Origin of the sequence: Streptomyces sp. NPDC052042, from assembly GCF_044548345.1 — a bacterium.
In the GTDB taxonomy this organism is placed as follows: domain Bacteria; phylum Actinomycetota; class Actinomycetes; order Streptomycetales; family Streptomycetaceae; genus Streptomyces.
The window spans coordinates 57,439-77,143 of sequence record NZ_JBIUBU010000001.1; the positions used below are offsets into that span (position 1 = coordinate 57,439).

General features: G+C 74.9%; 13 protein-coding genes and 1 pseudogene. 13 read left to right on the forward strand and 1 reads right to left on the reverse strand.

The window, feature by feature from the left end:
• The first annotated feature begins 33 nt into the window (after nucleotides 1–33).
• From ACIHCL_RS00280 to cobC, 13 genes and pseudogenes are all read left to right on the forward strand, one after another.
• A complete protein-coding gene (locus ACIHCL_RS00280; RefSeq protein ID WP_399855065.1) occupies nucleotides 34–1,122 on the forward strand; it encodes a cobalamin biosynthesis protein in 1,089 nt (362 codons plus the stop codon).
• Nucleotides 1,119–2,660: a cobyric acid synthase gene (locus ACIHCL_RS00285; protein WP_399855068.1), complete on the forward strand. Its 1,542-nt coding sequence runs from the start codon at nucleotides 1,119–1,121 to the stop codon at nucleotides 2,658–2,660. The genes ACIHCL_RS00280 and ACIHCL_RS00285 overlap by 4 nt, the downstream gene beginning before the upstream one ends.
• The gene (gene cobN / locus ACIHCL_RS00290) at nucleotides 2,657–6,319 is read left to right on the forward strand and encodes a cobaltochelatase subunit CobN (RefSeq protein ID WP_399855071.1); all 3,663 of its coding nucleotides are present in this window, start codon (nucleotides 2,657–2,659) and stop codon (nucleotides 6,317–6,319) included. The genes ACIHCL_RS00285 and cobN overlap by 4 nt, the downstream gene beginning before the upstream one ends.
• A 67-nt stretch (nucleotides 6,320–6,386) precedes the next feature.
• On the forward strand, nucleotides 6,387–8,408 hold the full coding sequence (locus ACIHCL_RS00295; RefSeq protein ID WP_399855072.1) for a putative cobaltochelatase: 2,022 nt from the start codon (nucleotides 6,387–6,389) through the stop codon (nucleotides 8,406–8,408).
• A complete protein-coding gene (cobO, locus tag ACIHCL_RS00300) occupies nucleotides 8,408–9,007 on the forward strand; it encodes a cob(I)yrinic acid a,c-diamide adenosyltransferase (protein ID WP_399855075.1) in 600 nt (199 codons plus the stop codon). The genes ACIHCL_RS00295 and cobO overlap by 1 nt, the downstream gene beginning before the upstream one ends.
• 51 nt (nucleotides 9,008–9,058) lie before the next feature.
• Nucleotides 9,059–10,432, forward strand: a complete 1,374-nt coding sequence (locus tag ACIHCL_RS00305) for a cobyrinate a,c-diamide synthase (protein WP_399857050.1) — start codon at nucleotides 9,059–9,061, stop codon at nucleotides 10,430–10,432.
• Nucleotides 10,429–11,175, forward strand: coding sequence for a precorrin-2 C(20)-methyltransferase (gene cobI, locus ACIHCL_RS00310; protein ID WP_399855078.1), 747 nt, complete (start codon nucleotides 10,429–10,431; stop codon nucleotides 11,173–11,175). The genes ACIHCL_RS00305 and cobI overlap by 4 nt, the downstream gene beginning before the upstream one ends.
• A gap of 306 nt (nucleotides 11,176–11,481) precedes the next feature.
• Entirely contained in the window at nucleotides 11,482–12,375 is an 894-nt protein-coding gene (cobM, locus tag ACIHCL_RS00315; RefSeq protein ID WP_399855081.1) for a precorrin-4 C(11)-methyltransferase, read from the forward strand.
• Nucleotides 12,372–13,847 (forward strand): precorrin-6y C5,15-methyltransferase (decarboxylating) subunit CbiE, encoded by a 1,476-nt coding sequence (cbiE, locus tag ACIHCL_RS00320; RefSeq protein WP_399855083.1) that lies wholly within the window; start codon nucleotides 12,372–12,374, stop codon nucleotides 13,845–13,847. The genes cobM and cbiE overlap by 4 nt, the downstream gene beginning before the upstream one ends.
• On the forward strand, nucleotides 13,844–15,631 hold the full coding sequence (gene cobJ, locus ACIHCL_RS00325; protein WP_399855085.1) for a precorrin-3B C(17)-methyltransferase: 1,788 nt from the start codon (nucleotides 13,844–13,846) through the stop codon (nucleotides 15,629–15,631). The genes cbiE and cobJ overlap by 4 nt, the downstream gene beginning before the upstream one ends.
• Before the next feature lie 50 nt (nucleotides 15,632–15,681).
• On the forward strand, nucleotides 15,682–16,290 hold the full coding sequence (locus ACIHCL_RS00330) for a precorrin-8X methylmutase (protein ID WP_399857051.1): 609 nt from the start codon (nucleotides 15,682–15,684) through the stop codon (nucleotides 16,288–16,290).
• The gene (locus tag ACIHCL_RS00335; RefSeq protein WP_399855088.1) at nucleotides 16,287–17,204 is read left to right on the forward strand and encodes a sirohydrochlorin chelatase; all 918 of its coding nucleotides are present in this window, start codon (nucleotides 16,287–16,289) and stop codon (nucleotides 17,202–17,204) included. The genes ACIHCL_RS00330 and ACIHCL_RS00335 overlap by 4 nt, the downstream gene beginning before the upstream one ends.
• Nucleotides 17,137–18,282, forward strand: a pseudogene (cobC, locus tag ACIHCL_RS00340) (Rv2231c family pyridoxal phosphate-dependent protein CobC); the annotation flags it as partial. The gene ACIHCL_RS00335 and the pseudogene cobC, both read left to right, overlap by 68 nt.
• A gap of 251 nt (nucleotides 18,283–18,533) precedes the next feature.
• Here the strand turns inward: cobC and ACIHCL_RS00345 are convergent.
• Complete coding sequence (locus ACIHCL_RS00345; RefSeq protein WP_399855091.1) at nucleotides 18,534–19,658, reverse strand: SCO1860 family LAETG-anchored protein; 1,125 nt, start codon at nucleotides 19,656–19,658, stop codon at nucleotides 18,534–18,536.
• Nucleotides 19,659–19,705: the final 47 nt, after the last annotated feature.

Consider the following 19,705-nt stretch of genomic DNA (forward strand, 5'->3'; position numbering starts at 1 on the left):
AAGGTCCTTCGAGGCACCGCGGCCGGTTGAGCCATGCGTGCCGATCGCGTGTTCGCGTACGGCGCCACGGCCGGTCTGATCGGCGATCTGCTGCTCGGTGACCCCCGCAGGGGGCACCCGGTCGCCGCCTTCGGGCGGGCCGCAGCGGCCGTCGAGCGCCGTCTGTGGCGCGACCACCGCGGGTGGGGCGCGCTGCACACCCTCGTCTGCGCCGGAGGCGCCGCGGGGGGCGCGGCGCTGCTCTCCCGTGCCGTACGGCGTCACCCCGCCGCCTCCATCGCGCTGACCGTGGCCGCCACCTGGTCCGTGGTCGGTGGCACGTCGCTGGGACGGGAGGCGCGGGCCATCGGCGGCGCCCTGGAGGCGCGGGACGTCGCGCTCGCCCGGGAACGGCTGCCGCATCTGTGCGGGCGCGACCCGCACTCCCTCGACGGGCCGCAGATCGCCCGCGCCGTGGTGGAGTCCGTGGCCGAGAACACCTCGGACGCCGTGGTCGGCGCCCTGGTGTGGGGGGCGCTGGCCGGTGTGCCCGGGCTCGTCGGCTTCCGGGCGGTCAACACCCTGGACGCGATGGTCGGCCACAGGTCGCTCCGCCACCGCCGCTACGGCTGGGCCTCCGCCCGCCTCGACGACCTCGTGGGCTGGCCGGGCGCCCGGCTCACCGCGCTGCTCGCGGTGGCCGCCGGCGGCCGTCCGCGCGACGCCGTGCGGGCGTGGCGGGCCGACGCCACGAAGCACCCGAGCCCCAACGCGGGCCCGGTGGAGGCGTCGTTCGCGGGCGCGTTGGGCGTGCGGCTGGGCGGCACGCTGGCGTACGGCGGCCGGGTCGAGCACCGCCCCGTCCTCAACGGGGCGGACGGCCGGGCGGTGGAGACCGCGGACATCGAGCGCGCGGTGCGGCTGTCGCGCCGGGTGGGTCTGCTGGCCCTCGGCGTGTGCGTGGCCGGACGGCTGGGCGCGGGCCTCGTGGTGCGCCGTGTCGCGGGCGAGCGGCTCGCGGGCGCGTCGAGCGCCGTCGCGTCGGCCGCGGGCACGGGGAGCGCCGTCGCGTCGGCCGCGGGCGCACGGGCCGCGCGGCTCGCGTTCACGGGACGCCTGATCGCAGGACGGAGACGGACATGAGCGGCGGACTCCTGGTCGCCGGAACCACCTCGGACGCCGGCAAGAGCGTCGTCACGGCGGGCATCTGCCGCTGGCTCGCGCGCCGGGGCGTGAAGGTGGCGCCCTTCAAGGCGCAGAACATGTCGCTGAACTCCTACGTCACCCGTGAGGGTGCCGAGATCGGCCGCGCCCAGGCCATGCAGGCGGCGGCCGCCCGGGTGGAGCCGACGGCGCTGATGAACCCGGTGCTGCTCAAGCCCGGCGGGGACCGCTCCAGCCAGGTCGTCCTGATGGGCAGGCCGGTGGGCGAGATGAGCGCGCGCGGCTACCACGGCGGACGGCAGGAGGCGCTGTTCGGCACGGTCGTGGACTGCCTGGACCGGCTGCGGAGCACGTACGACGCGGTGATCTGCGAAGGGGCGGGCAGCCCGGCCGAGATCAATCTGCGGCGCACGGACATCGTGAACATGGGCATCGCCCGAGCGGCGCGCTTCCCGGTGGTGGTGGTCGGCGACATCGACCGCGGCGGCGTCTTCGCCTCGTTCTTCGGTACGACGGCGCTGCTCTCCGCCGAGGACCAGTCGCTGGTCGCGGGCTATCTCGTGAACAAGTTCCGCGGCGATGTGTCGCTGCTGGAGCCGGGGCTGGAGATGCTGCGCGAGGTCACCGGCCGCCCGACGTACGGGGTGCTGCCCTTCGCGCACGGTCTCGGCATCGACGAGGAGGACGGGCTGCGGGTCTCGCTGCGCGGCGCCGTACGCGAGTCGGCCGTGGCCCCGCCGCACGGCGAGGACGTGCTGCGCGTCGCGGTGTGTGCCGTTCCGCTGATGTCGAACTTCACCGACGTGGACGCGCTGGCCGCCGAACCGGGCGTCGTCGTCCGCTTCGTGGACCGCGCCGAGGAGCTCACCGACGCCGATCTGGTCGTCGTGCCGGGCACCCGGGGCACCGTCGGGGCACTCGCCTGGCTGCGCGAGCGCGGGCTCGCCGACGCCCTGGCCCGGCGCGCCGCCGAGGGCCGGCCGGTACTCGGGATCTGCGGCGGCTACCAGGTGCTCGGCGAGCACATCGAGGACGAGGTCGAATCCCGGGCCGGGCACGTCGACGGGCTCGGACTGCTGCCGCTGCGCGTCCGGTTCGACCGCGAGAAGACCCTCGCCCGGCCCGTCGGGGAGGCGCTGGGCGCGCCGGTCGAGGGGTACGAGATCCACCACGGCGTCGCGGACGTGCGCGGTGGTGAGCCGTTCTTCACCGACGGCCGGGGCCGCGCCCTGGACGGCTGCCGGGCCGGCGCCGTGTGGGGCACCCACTGGCACGGCTCGCTGGAGAGCGACACGTTCCGCCGCCGTTTCCTGGCCGAGGTCGCCCGCGCCGCCGGGCGCCGCTTCGTCCCCGCCCCCGACACCTGTTTCGCCGAGCTGCGCGAGGAGCAGCTCGACCGGCTCGGCGACCTGATCGAAGAGCACGCAGACACCGACGCGCTGCTCCGGCTCATCGAGTCGGGCGCGCCGTCGGAACTTCCCTTCATCGCCCCCGGAGCACCTGGAGCACGCGTATGAACGCCCCCACGAGCACCGTGCTGTTGCTGTCGACCGCCGACACGGACCTGCTGGCCGCCCGCGCCTCCGGCGCGCCCTACCGGATCGGCAACCCCACCCGCATCGACGTCCACGAGGAGTTGCCCGCGCTGATCGAGGGCTCCTCCGTCGCCGTCGTCCGGCTGCTCGGCGGCAAGCGCGCCTGGGAGGACGGCCTGGCCGTGCTCAGGGCATCCGGTGTCCCGACCGTGCTGCTGGGCGGTGAGGCGGTGCCGGACGCGGAGCTGATGGCGGAGTCGTCCGTGCCCGCCGGGGTCGTCGCGGAGTCGCTGCGCTACCTGGTGGAGGGCGGTCCGGCCAACCTCGTGGAGCTGGCCCGCTTCCTCTCCGACACGGTGCTGCTGACCGGTCACGGCTTCGCCGAGCCGCAGCGGATGCCGGAGTGGGGCGTGCGCGGCGACCGGGGGTTCACCGAGGGCCGCCCGACCGTCGGGGTGCTGTTCTACCGGGCGCACGAACTGTCCGGGAACACCTCGTTCGTGGATGTGCTGTGCGACGCGATCGAGGCGCGCGGCGCCAACGCCCTGCCGGTGTACTGCGGTTCGCTGCGCGGCGCGGACGCCGGTCTGTACGAGCTGCTGGGCCGGGCCGACGCCCTGGTCGCCACCGTCCTGGCGGCGGGCGGCACGCGCGCCTCGGACGCCTCCGCCGGGGGCGACGAGGAGGCGTGGGACATCGGCGCGCTCGCGGAGCTGGACGTCCCGGTGCTCCAGGGCCTGTGCCTGACCTCGACGCGCGCCGCGTGGGAGGCGTCGGACGCCGCGCTGTCCCCCATGGACGCGGCGATGCAGGTGGCGATCCCCGAGTTCGACGGCCGACTGATCACGGTGCCGTTCTCCTTCAAGGAACAGGGTCCTGACGACGTGCCGGTGTACCGGGCCGACCCGGAACGGGCCGCGCGGGTCGCCGGGATCGCGGTGCGGCACGCGGCGCTGCGGCACAAGCCGAACGCCGAGAAGCGGATCGCCCTGGTCTTCACCGCCTACCCCACCAAGCACTCCCGGGTCGGCAACGCGGTGGGGCTGGACACGCCCGCGTCGGCGGTGCGGGTCCTGGACGCCCTGCGCGGCGCCGGATACGCGGTCGACGGCTACCCGGACAACGGCGACGAGCTGATCCACCGGCTCATCGAGGCCGGTGGGCACGATGTGGAGTGGCTGACCGAGGATCAGCTCGCCGCCGCCCCCGCGCGGGTACCGCTGGCCGACTACCGGGCCTGGTTCGGCAAGCTGGACCCGGAGCTGCGGGACTCGATGCTGGAGCACTGGGGCGAGCCGCCGGGCTCGCTGTACGTGGACGGCGACGAGATCGTCCTCGCCTCGCTCCGGTTCGGGAACGTGGTGGTGCTGATCCAGCCGCCGCGCGGTTTCGGGGAGAACCCGATCGCGATCTACCACGACCCGGACATGCCGCCGTCGCACCACTACATGGCGACGTACCGCTGGCTGGAGAACTCGTTCGGCGCGGACGCGGTCGTCCACATGGGCAAGCACGGCACGATGGAGTGGCTGCCGGGCAAGGGCCTGGGCCTGTCCGCGGGCTGCGGGCCGGACGCGGTGCTGGGCGAGCTGCCGCTGGTCTACCCGTTCATCGTCAACGACCCGGGCGAGGGCACCCAGGCCAAGCGGCGCGGGCACGCCACGGTGGTGGACCATCTGGTGCCGCCGATGGCCCGTGCCGACACCTATGGGGACCTGGCCAAGCTGGAGCAACTGCTCGACGAGTACGCGCTGGTCAGCGATCTCGACCCGGCGAAGGCACCGACGGTGCGGGCGCAGATCTGGACGCTGGTGAAGGCCGCCGAGCTCCACCACGACCTGCATGTCGAGGAGCAGCCGGACGACGACGCGTTCGACTCGTTCGTCATGCACATCGACGGCTACCTGTGCGAGATCAAGGACGTCCAGATCCGGGACGGCCTGCACATCCTGGGCGGCGGTCCGGTCGGCGAGGCGCGGGTCAACCTGGTGCTGGCGGTGCTGCGCGCGTCCCAGGTGTGGGGCGGCACGGCGAACGCGCTACCGGGCCTACGGGCCTCGATCGCCGCTCATTTCGGGCTGAGCGAACGGGAGTTGCTGGCCGAGCCGGGTGCGCCGGTGAAGGTGCCCGCGGAGCTGACCGAGCTGGTCGACGGACCGGCGCGCTCCGGCGCGGACGCCATCGACCTGCTGGAGAAGCTGTGCCGCCGCCTCGCGGAGGGCATGGAGGAGCGCGACTGGGACGTGGCGGACGCGGCCGGGCTGGTGCGGGAGGTGCTGGGCACCGAACTCCCCGAGGCGGTGGCCGTGCTGGGTTTCGCGTGCGAGGAGGTGGTGCCCCGACTGGCCCGGACCACGGACGAGATCGGCCACATCCTGCGGGCGCTGCACGGCGGGTTCGTCCCGGCGGGCCCGTCCGGCTCGCCGACGCGCGGGCTGGTCAATGTGCTGCCGACGGGCCGGAACTTCTACTCGGTGGACCCGAAGGCGATCCCCTCCCGGCTGAGCTGGGAGGTCGGCCAGTCGCTGGCGGACTCGCTGATCGCCCGCTATCTCGCCGACACGGGCGCGTACCCGAAGTCGGTGGGCCTGACCGTGTGGGGCACCTCGGCGATGCGTACGCAGGGCGACGACATCGCGGAGATCCTGGCGCTGCTGGGCTGCCGCCCGGTGTGGGACGACGCCTCGCGCCGGGTCACCGGGTTCGAGGTGGTGCCGCTCGCCGAACTGGGGCGCCCGCGCATCGATGTGACGGTGCGCATCTCCGGGTTCTTCCGGGACGCGTTCCCGCACGTGGTGGGCCTGATCGACGACGCGGTGCGGGCGGTGGCGGAGCTGGACGAGCCGGCCGAGTCCAACTACGTACGGGCGCACGCCGACGAGGACACCGCGGTCCACGGCGACCGCCGCCGGGCCACGGCCCGGGTCTTCGGCTCGAAGCCGGGGGCGTACGGGGCGGGTCTGCTGCCGCTGATCGACGCCCGGAACTGGCGCTCGGACGCGGATCTGGCCGAGGTGTACGCGGTGTGGGGCGGTTACGCGTACGGGCGCGGGCTCGACGGGCGGGCGGCGCGCGGCGACATGGAGACGGCGTTCCGGCGGATCGCGGTGGCGGCGAAGAACGTCGACACCCGCGAGCACGACCTGGTGGACGCCGACGACTACTTCCAGTACCACGGCGGCATGGTCGCCATGGTGCGGCATCTGACCGGCGCGTCGCCGGAGGCGTACGTCGGGGACAGCGCCACGCCGGACCAGGTGCGCACCCGGACGCTGGGCGAGGAGACGCACCGGGTGTTCCGGGCGCGGGTGGTGAACCCGCGGTGGATGGCGGCGATGCGGCGCCACGGCTACAAGGGCGCCTTCGAGATGGCCGCGACCGTGGACTACCTCTTCGGGTACGACGCCACGGCCGGGGTCGTCGACGACTGGATGTACGAGAAGCTGTCGGCCGAGTACGTCTTCGACGAGACCAACCGCGACTTCATGAAGAAGTCCAACCCCTGGGCGCTGCGCGGGATTTCGGAGCGTCTGCTGGAGGCGGCCGAGCGCGGGCTGTGGGCGGAGCCGGACGCGGCGACGCTGGAGCGGCTGCGGGCCACGTACCTGGAGCTCGAAGGCGATCTGGAGGGCGACGAGTGAGCGCGCGGAGGCTTCCCTCCCCCGCCCCGGGAGCAGTGACATCACACCGTTCGCCCAAGGAGGCATCGTGAACACGCCGTACCCCTTCACCGCCCTCGTCGGGCAGGACGATCTGCGGCTCGGGCTGCTCATCAACGCGGTCTCGCCCGCGGTCGGCGGTGTGCTGGTGCGCGGTGAGAAGGGCACCGCGAAGTCCACCGCCGTGCGGGCGCTCGCCGCGCTGATGCCCGAGGTCGACGTGGTCCCCGGCTGCCGGTTCTCCTGCGACCCCGCGTCGCCCGACCCGGCGTGCCCGGACGGCCCGCACGAGGCCGGGTCCGGTGTGGAGCGGGCCGCGCGGACCGTGGAGCTGCCGGTCGGCGCGTCCGAGGACCGGCTGGTCGGCGCCCTCGACATCGAGCGGGCGCTCTCCGAGGGCGTGAAGGCGTTCGAGCCGGGGCTGCTGGCCGAGGCCCATCGCGGCATCCTGTACGTCGACGAGGTCAATCTGCTCCACGACCATCTCGTGGACCTGCTGCTGGACGCGGCGGCCATGGGTGCCTCGTACGTGGAGCGCGAGGGCGTCTCGGTCCGGCACGCCGCGCGGTTCCTGCTGGTCGGCACCATGAACCCCGAAGAGGGCGAGCTGCGGCCGCAGTTGCTGGACCGGTTCGGGCTGACCGTCGAGGTCGCCGCGTCCCGGGACACCGACCAGCGGGTGGAGGTGGTGCGCCGACGCCTGGCCTACGACGCGGATCCCGCCGCCTTCGCCGCCGAATGGGCCGGTGAGGAGGGCGCGCTGCGGGCGAGGATCGCCGCCGCGCGGGCCCTGCTTCCCGGGGTGCGGCTCGGGGACGGGGCCTTGCGGCAGATCGCGGCGACCTGCGCCGCGTTCGAGGTGGACGGGATGCGCGCGGACATCGTGATGGCGCGGACCGCCACCGCGCTGGCCGCCTGGGCGGGGCGTACGGACGTACTGGCCGAGGACGTGCGGCAGGCCGCGCTGCTCGCCCTCCCGCACCGCCGCAGGCGCAATCCGTTCGACGCGCCGGGACTGGACGAGGACCGGCTCGACGAGGCGCTGGAGCAGCACGGCGGCGAGGACGACGACCCGGACCCGGACGGCCCCGACGGCGGCGGACGGCCCCCGCGGGGCGACGGCCCGGACACGCCGCCGCGCCCCGAAGGGGAGGCCGGGGACACGTCCGAGCCGTCCGTTCCCGAGCAGGCGGGCGCTGAACAGGAGCAGGGGCGGTCGCCCGGCGGCGGTGAGCAGCAGCCGGCACGGGCCGCCGAGCCGTTCCGAGCGAAGGCGCTGAGTGTGCCGGGGCTGGGCGAGGGCGCTGCGGGGCGGCGCTCCCGGGCGCGCACCGAGCACGGGCGCACCACCGGGGCGCGACGCCCGCACGGCGCCCTGACCAAGCTGCATCTGGCGGCGACGGTACAGGCAGCGGCCCCGCACCAGCGGGCGCGCGGGCGGTCGGGGCCGGGGCTGGTGGTGCGGCGGGACGATCTGCGGCAGGCCACCCGCGAGGGGCGCGAGGGCAACCTGGTGCTGTTCGTGGTGGACGCCTCCGGGTCGATGGCCGCCCGGCAGCGGATGGGCGCCGTGAAGGGCGCGGTGTTGTCGCTGCTGCTGGACGCGTACCAGCGGCGGGACAAGGTCGGGCTGGTCACCTTCCGGGGCCGGGACGCCGAGGTGGCGCTGCCGCCGACCTCGTCGGTGGACGCGGCGGCGGTGCGGCTGGAGGCGCTGCCGACCGGTGGGCGCACCCCCGTGGCGGCCGGACTGCTGAAGGCCCATGAGGTGCTGCGCGTGGAGCGGCTGCGCGATCCGTCGCGGCGTCCGCTGCTGGTCGTGGTGACCGACGGCCGGGCGACCGGCGGGCCGGAGCCGGTGGCGCTGGCCTCGCGGGCGGCCCGGCTGCACGCGGCGGAGGGCACCGCCTCCGTCGTCGTGGACTGCGAGTCGGGGCCGGTGCGGCTCGGGCTCGCGGCGGATCTGGCCCGTGATCTCGGGTCCGTCGCCGTCACCCTCGACGAACTGCGGGCCGACTCGATCACGGGCCTGGTCAAGGACATCCGTGGAACCGACAGGAGGGCGGCGTGATGCCGAAGGGACAGCCGGTCAGCGTGCCGGACGACGGGCTCACCACCCGTCAGCGCCGCAATCGTCCGCTGCTGGTGGTGCACACCGGCATCGGGAAGGGGAAGTCGACGGCGGCCTTCGGGCTGGCGCTGCGCGCCTGGAATCAGGGCTGGCCGATCGGCGTCTTCCAGTTCGTCAAGTCGGCGAAGTGGAAGGTCGGCGAGGAGAACGCGCTGAAGGTGCTCGGTGCGAGCGGCCAGGGCGGCACCGTCGACTGGCACAAGATGGGCGAGGGCTGGTCGTGGGTGCAGCGCGACCGGCAGCTGAGCAACGAGGAGGCGGCCCGCGAGGGCTGGGAGCAGGTCAAGCGGGATCTGGCCGCCGAGACGTACCGGCTGTACGTGCTCGACGAGTTCGCGTACCCGATGCACTGGGGCTGGGTCGACACCGCCGAGGTGGTCGAGGTGCTGCGGAGCCGTCCCGGTACCCAGCACGTGGTCGTGACCGGCCGCAACGCGCCGCAGGAGCTGGTGGACGCCGCCGATCTGGTGACCGACATGTCGAAGGTCAAGCACCCGATGGACGCCGGCCAGAAGGGTCAGCGGGGCATCGAATGGTGAACGCGCGGCGCTCGAACGGCCGACGCGCGGCGGCCGAGCGGTGAGTGGGCCCTGGTGAACGTTCCGCGTCTGGTGATCGCCGCTCCCGCGTCGGGGAGCGGCAAGACGACCGTGGCCACGGGGCTGATGGCGGCCTTCGCGGGCCGGGGTCTGGCCGTGTCCCCGCACAAGGTGGGGCCCGACTACATCGACCCCGGCTACCACGCCCTGGCCACGGGGCGGCCGGGCCGCAACCTCGACGCGTACCTGTGCGGCCCGGAGCTGGTCGCGCCGCTGTTCGCGCACGGGGCGCACGGCTGCGACCTGGCGGTCGTCGAAGGGGTGATGGGGCTGTACGACGGGGCCGCCGGGATGGGTGAGCTGGCGTCGACCGCGCACGTCGCGAAGCTGCTGCGGGCGCCGGTGGTGCTGGTCGTCGACGCCTCGTCGCAGTCACGGTCGGTGGCCGCGCTGGTGCACGGCTTCGCCTCCTGGGATCCGGAGGTGCGGATCGGTGGGGTGGTCCTCAACAAGGTGGGTTCGCCCCGCCACGAGGCGCTGCTGCGGGAGGCGCTGGACGAGTCGGGCGTGCCGGTGCTGGGGGTGCTGCGGCGGTCGGAGCCAGTGGCGGTGCCGTCGCGGCATCTGGGGCTGGTGCCGGTGGCCGAGCGGCGGCGCGACGCGCTGGACGCGGTCGCGGCGATGGCGGACCGGGTGCGGGCGGGCTGCGACCTGGACGCGTTGTGGGCGCTGGCCCGGTCCGCGCCCGGGGTGCCGGGCGAGGCGTGGGACCCGGCGGTGGCGCTGGAGGCGTGCGGCGGGCCGGTCGCCCGGCCCGTATCGGGTGCGCGGAGGGTCGCGGTGGCGGCCGGGGCCGCGTTCACGTTCTCGTACGCCGAGCACGGCGAACTGCTCGCCGCCGCCGGGGCCGAGGTGGTGCCGTTCGATCCGCTGCGGGACGAGGCGCTGCCCGAGGGCACACGGGGGCTGGTGGTCGGCGGGGGCTTCCCGGAGATGTACGCCTCGGAGCTGTCCGCCAACGCGGCGCTGCGCGGGGCCGTCGCCACGCTGGCGCAGGCCGGTGCTCCGGTGGCCGCCGAGTGCGCGGGGCTGCTGTATCTGGCGCGTGCGCTGGACGGGCTGCCGATGTGCGGGGTCCTGGAGGCCGAGGCGCGGATGTCCGAGCGGCTGACGCTGGGCTACCGGGACGCGGTGGCGGTCTCCGACAGCGTGCTGGCGGTGTCCGGGACGCGGATGCGCGGGCACGAGTTCCACCGCACGGTCCTGGAACCGGGCGCGGGGACGCGGCCGGCGTGGGGCCTGCACCAGCCGGAGCGGCGCGTGGAGGGGTTCGTACGGCGGGGCGTGCACGCGAGCTATCTGCATACGCACTGGGCCTCCGTGCCCGCTGCGGCCCGACGATTCGTTGAGAGGTGCGAGGGATGAACCACGGTCAGGGCGCAAGCAGGCTGATCGGCGTCGGCGTCGGGCCCGGTGACCCGGAGCTGGTGACTGTCAAGGGCGTGAACGCGCTGCGGGACGCCTCGGTGGTCGTCGTACCGGTGATGGACACCGGTGAGCGGGGGCGGGCCGAGGCCACCGTGCTGCACTACGTGGCGTCGGACAAGGTCGTGCGTGTGGTGTTCGCGCTCAACGAGCGCAGCGACCGGGCGCGCCGGGAGGCGGCGTGGGACGCGGCCGGTGAGCGGGTCGCGGAGCTGCTGCGCACGCACGGCTCCGTGGCGTTCGCGACGATCGGCGACCCCAATGTGTACTCGACGTTCACGTATCTCGCTCAGACGATCGGTGCCCTGCTGCCGGGGACGGCGGTGGAGACGGTGCCCGGGATCACGGCCATGCAGGACCTGGCCGCCCGTGGCGGCGCGGTGCTGACGGAGGGCACCGAGCCGTTGACGCTGGTGCCGGTGACGGCGGGCGCGGCGGTGCTGAAGCGGGCCCTGGAAGGTCCGGGGACGGTTGTCGCCTACAAGTTCGGCCGGCTGGCCGCGGAAGTGGCCGCCGCACTGCGGGAGACCGGCCGGGTCGAGGACGCGGTGTGGGGTTCGGCGCTCGGGCTGCCCGAGGAGTCGATCCGGCCCGCGGCGGACCTGGACGAGGGGCCGTTGCCGTATCTGTCGACGTTGATCGCGCCCGCGCCGCGCGACGGCGGGCGCGGCGGCAAGTTGTGACGCGCCCCGGGTGCGGTGCGGTGGTCGGTCCACGACGCCCACCCCCGACCGGGTGAAGCCAGCCCCGGCCACCGTGCACGGGCGGGCTGGAGCGGGCCGGGTGCGCGTGGTGCGTCTCCGGCGGGTTCTCCTCCGCCGCGGGCTACCCGGCAGACCTTGCCGGGAGCGGCACTGACGGATCGACACCGTGAGGCGCATCCCGGGGCGCCCGCCGCGCGCCCGTACCCGCTTCTTCTCCCGGTCCTCCTCGTTTTTCCCTCCACCACGCATGCCCTGTATGCCCCCTTGGCGAAAGGATCCCGTCCCATGTCCGAAGCAGTCGACGCGGCCGAAGAAGTCGAACCGGCCGATGCGGCCGGAACGGTTCACGCGACGGGCACGGCCGAGGCGCCCGCCCGAGGCCGGGTGACGTTCGTCGGTGCCGGGCCCGGCGCCGCCGATCTGCTGACCTTCCGGGCGGCGCGGGCCATCGCGGACGCCGATGTCGTCATCTGGGCGGCGAGCCTGGTGCAGGCGGAGGTCCTGGAGCACGCCCGGGAGGGCGCGGAGATCCTCGACTCGGCGCAGATGTCGCTGGAGCAGGTGGTCGCCGTGTACGAACGTGCCGCCGTCGAGGGGCTGAAGGTGGCCCGCATCCACTCCGGCGACCCGTCGCTGTGGGGCGGCACCCAGGAGCAGATCGACCAGTGCGCCGCACTGGGCGTGGCGGTCGAGATCGTGCCGGGGGTGTCGTCGTTCTCGGCGGTCGCGGCCATCGCGCGGCGGGAGCTGACGATCCCGGAGGTCGCGCAGTCCGTGGTCCTGACCCGGCTCGGCGGCGGCAAGACGCCGATGCCGCCGGGCGAGGAGGTACGGGAGTTCGCGCGGCACGGCACCACGATGGCGGTGTTCCTGTCGGCGGCCCGCTCCGGCCAGCTCACCCAGGAGCTGCTGGAGGGCGGCTATCCGACGTCGACGCCGGTCGTGATCGCGTACCAGGCGACCTGGCCGGAGGAGCTGGTCCTGCGCTGCACGGTCGGGACCCTGGAGGAGACGGTCAAGGAGCACAAGCTCTGGAAGCACACCCTCTTCCTCGTCGGCCCGGCGCTGTCGGCCTCGGGGACGCGTTCGCACCTCTACCACCCGGGGCACTTCCACGGCTACCGCAAGGCCGACAAGGCGGCGCGGGCCGAGCTGCGCGCCCAGCGGTCCGGCTCGTGAGCGGCGCCCACGTCACCGGCGCCGCGCCGATCCGGGTCTTCGGCACGGGGACGGGCGCACCGCTCGGCCCCGAAGCCCGGGAGGCGCTGGCTGCCGCCACGCTGGTGGTCGGCGCCCGGCGCCATCTGGAGGCCGCTCACCCGGCCGCGGAGACGGCAGGTGCCGCGTACGCGGCGCGGTCGGCACAGACCGGTGGCACTGAACGGACCGCACCGGCCACGGAGACAGAAGGGGCTGCACAGGCATCCCGGGCAGCGCGGAACGCGCGCATCGGACGCACCGAGCAGGGCGACGGACGGGCCGAACGGATCGTGCTCGGCCCGCTGGCGCCCGCGCTCGACCGGGTCGCGGAGCATCTGGCCCGGGGCGGGGCGCGGGTGGTCGTGCTGGCCTCCGGCGACCCGGGGTTCTTCGGGATCGTCCGGGCGCTCGCGGAGCGGTTCGGGCCGGCGGCGCTCGATGTGCGGCCGGGCGCGCCGTCCGTCGCGGTCGCGTTCGCCCGGCTCGGGCTGACGTGGGACGACGCGGTCGTGGTCAGCGCGCACGGCCGTGACCCGCGGACCGCGGTGAACGCCTGTCTGGCGCATCCGAAGGTGGCCGTGCTGACCGGGCCCGACGCCGGACCGGCGGAGCTGGCGGCCGGGCTGGTCCACGGGGCCGGGGGGCGCACGCTGGTCGTGGCGACGGCGCTCGGCGATCCGGAACGGGAGCGCGTCGAACGCCTCACCCCGGCCGAGGCGCTGGTCCGCGACTGGCCGGATCCGGTGAGCGTGGTGCTGTGCCTGGACGGGGCCCGGACGCTGTCGCCCTCGGCGCGGACCCTGGCGGGGGCGCCGGCGGGGCCGGACCGGTGGGCGCTGGAGGAGGCGGAGTTCGAGCACCGCGACTCGATGATCACCAAGTTCGAGGTGCGGGCCCTGGCGCTGGCCCGGCTGGGCCCGCGCACCGGTGACCTGGTGTGGGACGTCGGCGCCGGATCGGGTTCGGTGGCGGTGGAGTGCGCGCGGCTCGGCGCGGCGGCCGTCGCCGTGGAGAAGGCCGCGGACGGGGTCGCCCGGATCCGGGCGAACGCGTCGGCACACGGGGTGTACGTCGACGTGGTGCACGGCCCGGCCCCGGCGGCGCTCGACGGACTGGCCGATCCGGACGCGGTGTTCGTCGGTGGCGGCGGGCGCGAACTGCCCGCTGTCGTGGCGGCGTGCGCCCGGCGTGCGCGACGCACGGTCGTGGTGGCGCTGGCCGCCCTGGACCGGGTGCCGCAGGTGCGTGCGGCGTTGGCCGGGGCCGGGCTGGAGCCCGAGGGCGTGCTGCTGCAGTCCTCCCGGCTGGCGCCGCTGCCGGGCGGGGTGACGCGGCTCGCCGCGACCAACCCGGTCTTTCTGCTGTGGGGCAGCCGCCCCTCGGCCCTGACGAGCGGACGTGCGGGTGTGGCCTCTCCGCGTGCCCGCGCAAGTGAAGGAGCGATCCAGTGATCGGCCTGATTTCCGCGACGGCGGCGGGTGCCGCCGCCCGCGACCGGCTGGCCGCGGCCTGGCCCGGCCGGGCCAGGGTCTACGAGGGGCCGGTGCGCGAGGCCGTGCACCGGGCGTTCGCCGAGTGCGAGCAGTTGGTCTGTTTCCTGGCGACGGGGGCCGTGGTGCGGCTGCTCGCGCCCCTGCTGTCGGACAAGTCCGCGGACCCCGGCGTCGTCTGCGTCGACGAGGCGGGCCGCCATGCGGTGGCGCTGCTCGGCGGGCACGCCGGCGGGGCGAACGCGCTGGCCGAGGCGGTCGGCGAGGTGCTGGGCGCGGCCCCGGTCGTGACGACCGCGACCGACGCGACCGGGCTGCCGGGCCTGGACATGCTGGGCCTTCCGGTGGAGGGCGATGTGGCCGGGGTGTCGCGGGCGATGCTCGACGGGGCACCGGTGGAGCTGCGGGCCGACGCGGTGTGGCCGCTGCCCGCGCTGCCGCCGAACGTGGCCCCCGGCGCGCAGGACGTGAAGGACGCGCACGCCCCGGGCGCGGCGTCGGGCACGGACGGGGGGACCGCGAATACGGCCGTGCTGCATGTCACCGACCGGACCGTGGGGTTCGGGGCGCGGGAGGCCGTGGTGCGGCCCGCCTCGCTCGCGGTCGGGGTCGGCGCGTCCTCGGGTGCGCCGGTGGACGAGATCACCGGGCTGATCCACGACGCCCTGCGCGAGGCCGGGCTCTCGCCGCTGAGCGTCGCCGAGCTGGTGACGGTCGACGCGAAGGCGCACGAGCCGGGGATCGTGGCCGCCGCCGCGCGGCTCGGTGTTCCGCTGCGGACGTACGCGGCCGAGGCGCTGGCCCGGATCGAGGTGCCCAACCCGTCCGGCGCGCCGCTCGCCGCCGTCGGGACTCCGTCGGTCGCGGAGGCCGCCGCGCTCGCGGAGGGGGGCGAACTCCTCGTACCGAAGCGGAAGTCGACGCCGCCCCCGGGGTCCGAGGGGCGGGCGGCGATGGCGACGTGCGCGGTGGTGCGCCGGACCCCACGCGGGCGGCTGGCCGTGGTCGGTCTCGGGCCGGGTGCGCGCGACCTGCTGACGCCCCGGGCCCGGGAGGAGCTGCGAAGGGCCTCGGTGCTGGTCGGTCTCGACCAGTACGTGGATCAGATCAGGGATCTGCTGCGGCCCGGCACCACGGTCCTGGAGTCGGGGCTGGGCGCCGAGGAGGAGCGGGCCCGCACCGCGGTCGCCGAGGCGCGCACGGGCCGCGCGGTGGCCCTGATCGGCAGTGGTGACACGGGCGTGTACGCGATGGCGTCGCCCGCGCTCGCCGAGGCCGGTGCCGACATCGACGTCGTCGGCGTGCCGGGGGTGACGGCCGCGCTGGCCGCCGCCGCGCTCCTGGGTGCCCCGCTGGGCCACGACCATGTGTCGATCAGCCTCTCCGACCTGCACACGCCCTGGGAGGTCATCGAGCGCCGGGTGCGGGCCGCGGCCGAGTCCGACCTCGTCGTGACGTTCTACAACCCGCGCAGCCGGGGCCGCGACTGGCAGCTCCCCCAGGCGCTGTCGATCCTGGCGGAGCACCGCGATCCGGCCACCCCGGTCGGTGTGGTGCGCAACGCCTCCCGCCCGGACGGGAGCAGCCGGGTGACCTCCCTCGCGGCCCTGGACCCGGCGACGGTGGACATGATGACGGTCGTGACCGTCGGCAACACCGCCACCCGGGAGATCGCGGGCCGCATGGTCACACCCCGCGGCTACCGCTGGCAGTCGGCCTCCGCACCCCGGGGAGGCGCGCGGTGAACCGCCCCGGCGAGACGCGCCACCCGCGCGCGGCGGACCACCCCGGCACGATGGACCGCCCCTGGGAACGGGCCGTCCATCCCATCGAGCAGGAGTCCTACCGCAGGCTCCGCGCCCGCCTCGACACCTCGCACTTCCCGCCCCTGACCCGGGCGGTCGTGGAGCGGGTCATCCACTCCTCGGCGGACCTGGCGTACGCGACGGACCTGGTCTGCGACGAGGCGTCGCTGACCGCCGCGCACGCGGCGCTGCACGCCGGGGTGCCGGTGGTCACCGACGTGGAGATGGTCGCGGCCGGGATCACCCGGCGCGAGACCGTGTGCCGTCTCAAGGAGGCCAGATCCGGCCCGGGGCTGACGCGTTCGGCCCATGCGGTCCGGCTCGCGTACGAGCGGGTCGGGCCCGGCGCGATCTGGGTGATCGGCAACGCACCCACCGCGCTGGAGGAACTGCTCGTCCTCGATGCCGCGCCCGCCCTCGTCATCGGGCTGCCGGTCGGCTTCGTCGGCGCGACCGAGTCGAAGGCCGCGCTGCGCGAGAGCGGCCTGCCCGCCGTGAGCAACGTGTCCGAGAAGGGCGGTTCGGCCGTCGCGTCGGCCGCGCTCAACGCCCTGCTGTACCACCCCCCGTCCCCCACGAACACCCAGGAGAACCAGTGACCGCCCAGGCCACCCCGTCCGCCCCGCCCGCCCTGCTCGTCGCCGGTCACGGCACCCGGGACGACGGCGGAGCAACCGCCTTCCGCGACTTCGTGGCCGAGTTGGGCCGCCGCCACCCCGATCTGCCCGTGGCGGGCGGCTTCATCGAGCTGTCCCCGCCGCCGCTCGGCGAAGCCGTGACCGAGCTGGTGGAGCGCGGGGTCCGGCGGTTCGCCGCCGTGCCGCTGATGCTGGTGTCGGCCGGGCACGCCAAGGGGGACATCCCGGCGGCGCTGGCCCGCGAGAAGGAGCGCCACCCGGGCATCTCGTACAGCTACGGCCGTCCGCTCGGCCCGCACCCGGCGCTGCTGAAGGTGCTGGAGCGCCGGGTGGACGAGGTGCTGGGCGACACCGACCGCTCGGAGGTGACGGTGCTGCTGGTGGGGCGCGGTTCCACTGACCCGGATGCCAACGCCGAGGTGTTCAAGGCTGCACGGCTGTTCTGGGAGGGCCGGGGGTACGCGGGGGTGGAGACGGCGTTCGTCTCGCTCGCCGCGCCGGACGTGCCGTCGGGTCTCGACCGTTGCGTGAAGCTGGGTGCCCGGCGCATAGTCGTTCTGCCGTACTTCCTCTTCACGGGTGTCCTGCCGGACCGGGTCCGGCATCAGGCCGAGGAGTGGGCTGCCGCCCATCCGGAGCAGGACGTCCGCCACGCCGAGGTCATCGGTGCGGCCGAGGAGTTGTACGACCTGGTCATGGAGCGCTACGGGGAGGCGGTCAAGGGCGATCTGCGGATGAACTGCGACTCATGCGTGTACCGAATCGCGCTGCCAGGCTTCGAGGACAAGGTGGGGCTGCCACAGCAGCCGCACTTCCACCCCGATGACGACGGCCACCATCACCACCACCACGGCGGTCATGCACACTCCCACTGAAAGTCCCGACGCGACCGGCGCGGGCACGTACGATCTGCGGCATCACGGTGACGCGGAGGTACGGGGACGGGGACGGGATCTGACCGATCTCGCCGTCAACGTACGGGCGGACACTCCCCCGGCCTGGCTGAGGGAGCGGATCGCCCATGCCCTGGGGTCGCTCGCCGACTACCCGGACGGGCGTCCGGCGCGGGAGGCGGTCGCGTCCCGGCACGGACTGCCCGTCGAGCGGGTTCTGCTGACGGCGGGCGCGGCGGAGGCGTTCGTGCTGCTCGCACGCGCGTTGCCGGCCCGCCGCCCGGTCGTGGTCCATCCTCAGTTCACGGAGCCCGAGGCGGCGTTGCGCGCGGCCGGGCACGAAGTGCGGCGGGTGCTGCTGCGGGCGGGGGACGGTTTCCGGCTGGATCCGAAGGCCGTCCCCATGGACGCGGATCTGGTGGTGGTCGGCAATCCGACCAATCCCACGTCGGTCCTGCACCCGGCGGCCGTCCTGGAGGAACTGGCCCGTCCCGGGCGGACGTTGGTGGTCGACGAGGCGTTCATGGACGCGGTGCCGGGCGAGCGCGAGGCGCTGTGCGGGCGGACGGACGTGCCGGGCCTGGTGGTGCTGCGCAGCCTCACCAAGACGTGGGGGCTCGCGGGCCTCAGGATCGGCTATGTGCTGGCGGCCCCGGAGACGATCCGTGTGCTGGAGGCGGCGCAGCCGCTGTGGCCGGTGTCGTCCCCGGCGCTGGCCGCGGCCGAGGCGTGCATGGAGCCGCGCGCCCTGGCCGAGGCCGCCGCCGCGGCGGAGCGGATCGCGGTGGACCGGGCCCATCTGGTGGCGGGGCTGCGGGAGTTCACCGAGGTGGAGGTGGCGGAACCGGCCGAGGGCCCGTTCGTGCTGGTCCGGCTGGAGCGGGCCGCGGAGGTGCGGGAGCGCCTGCGGGTGCTGGGGTTCGCGGCGCGGCGTGGAGACACGTTCCCGGGTCTCGGGCCGCAGTGGCTGCGGCTGGCGGTGCGCGGGCGTGCGACCACCAACCGCTTCCTCCAGTCGCTCGACCAGGCCCTGCAGTCGCTGACGCCCGCCCGCCACTGATCAGCACCGCGGCGGCCGATGGGGCTCGGGCCCCGTCGGCCGCCTTCTGCCGCGCGATGCCTGGTGCGCGCGTTCGTACGTCGACGGGACGGGGGCGGGAAGCCCCGCTTCCCGGCCAAAGGCCGCCCGCTCCCGTCCCGCGCGGGTCCCGGGGCCGGTGGGACCGCGGCCCCGGGACCGTGGCGGGGCGCACCGGGCGCGCCCCGCCGTGAATGTGTCCGGCCGCGGGTTCACTGCCCCCGCGGGCGCTTTCAGCCGCGGGCGCGGCGCCTGGCCAGGACCGTCGCTCCGGCGCCCGCCGCGAGCAGTGCGGCGGCGCCGCCCGCGATGTACGGCGTCGTGGAACTGCTTCCGGTCTCCGCGAGGTTGGAGCCGTCCGGGGCCTCGCCGGTGCCGGTCTGGGGCTTCACATCGCCCCCGCCCGTGGAACCGGCGCTGCCGCCCCCGTTGCCGGAGGCCCCGCCGTTGCCGGAGCCCCCGCCGCTCGTACCGCCGCTGTCTGCACCGCCGTTCCCGGAACCGCCGTTGCTCGACCCGCTGCTGGAACCACCGCCGTTCGCACCGCCGTTGCTCGCACCGCCGTTACTCGATCCGCTGCTGGAACCACCTCCGCTCGTACCGCCGTTGCTCGCGCCGCCGTCGCTTCCGCCGCCCGTTCCGTCGTCCTTCGGGGTCTCGCAGGTCGCCTGGACCAGGGTGACCTCGCCCTGCACATCGGCGACGTTCAGCTTGAGCGGGTTGACGGAGACCTTCAGTTGCAGGGCGGTCGCCGCCGCGGTGCGCGAGGTGGTGCTCTTCTTCGACAGGTCGAGAGTGACCTCGCCCACCGCCGGTACCTCGATGCGCGTGGTCCCACCCGCGGAGAGGTCGATCCGCTGGCCCAGGACCGTCACATGGCCCAGCACGTTCGACTCGGCGACCGGCTTGCGGCCCACCTCGCAGACCGCCTTGGACGTGACCTTCTCGACCTCGATCAGCGCGAGCGCCGGCAGTCCCGGCAGATGGACCCGGGCCTTCACCACATTGCTGTAGCCCTCGGCCCGCCGCTTGTCCACGGTCGCGTCCGCGGTGGCCACGTCGGCGCTGAGCACATTGACCGGCCGACCGCCCTCCACCCCGTCGAGACGCACGCTGAGCGCGGTCTCCTTGGCGTCGGCCGGTGCGTGCACCTCGTTGAGCGATGCCTTGAGCGGTACTTCGACCGCCTTGTTCAGGAGCGAGACGTCGAGCGCGGTGCGGAGCACGACCGCGCTCGCCTTCCCGTCGCCGTCGGTCGCGGTGGTCGCGTCGGCGGCCTGCGCCGGGAAGGCGGCCAGCAAGGCGACCGGAGCGGCGGCGACCGCCAGGGCGGCCAGGCGGAAGGTATTGCTGTTCAAGATGGTGGAACCCCCACAAGAGACATGGAGCCACCGGCGCCGCCCAA

Bases quoted from the DNA above. Each gene is read 5' to 3' on its own strand.
- ACIHCL_RS00280 (WP_399855065.1), top strand. From the start codon at position 34: ATGCGTGCCGATCGCGTGTTCGCGTACGGCGCCACGGCCGGTCTGATC.
- ACIHCL_RS00285 (WP_399855068.1), top strand. From the start codon at position 1,119: ATGAGCGGCGGACTCCTGGTCGCCGGAACCACCTCGGACGCCGGCAAG.
- cobN (WP_399855071.1), top strand. From the start codon at position 2,657: ATGAACGCCCCCACGAGCACCGTGCTGTTGCTGTCGACCGCCGACACG.
- cobO (WP_399855075.1), top strand. From the start codon at position 8,408: ATGCCGAAGGGACAGCCGGTCAGCGTGCCGGACGACGGGCTCACCACC.
- cobI (WP_399855078.1), top strand. From the start codon at position 10,429: ATGAACCACGGTCAGGGCGCAAGCAGGCTGATCGGCGTCGGCGTCGGG.
- cobM (WP_399855081.1), top strand. From the start codon at position 11,482: ATGTCCGAAGCAGTCGACGCGGCCGAAGAAGTCGAACCGGCCGATGCG.
- ACIHCL_RS00330 (WP_399857051.1), top strand. From the start codon at position 15,682: ATGGACCGCCCCTGGGAACGGGCCGTCCATCCCATCGAGCAGGAGTCC.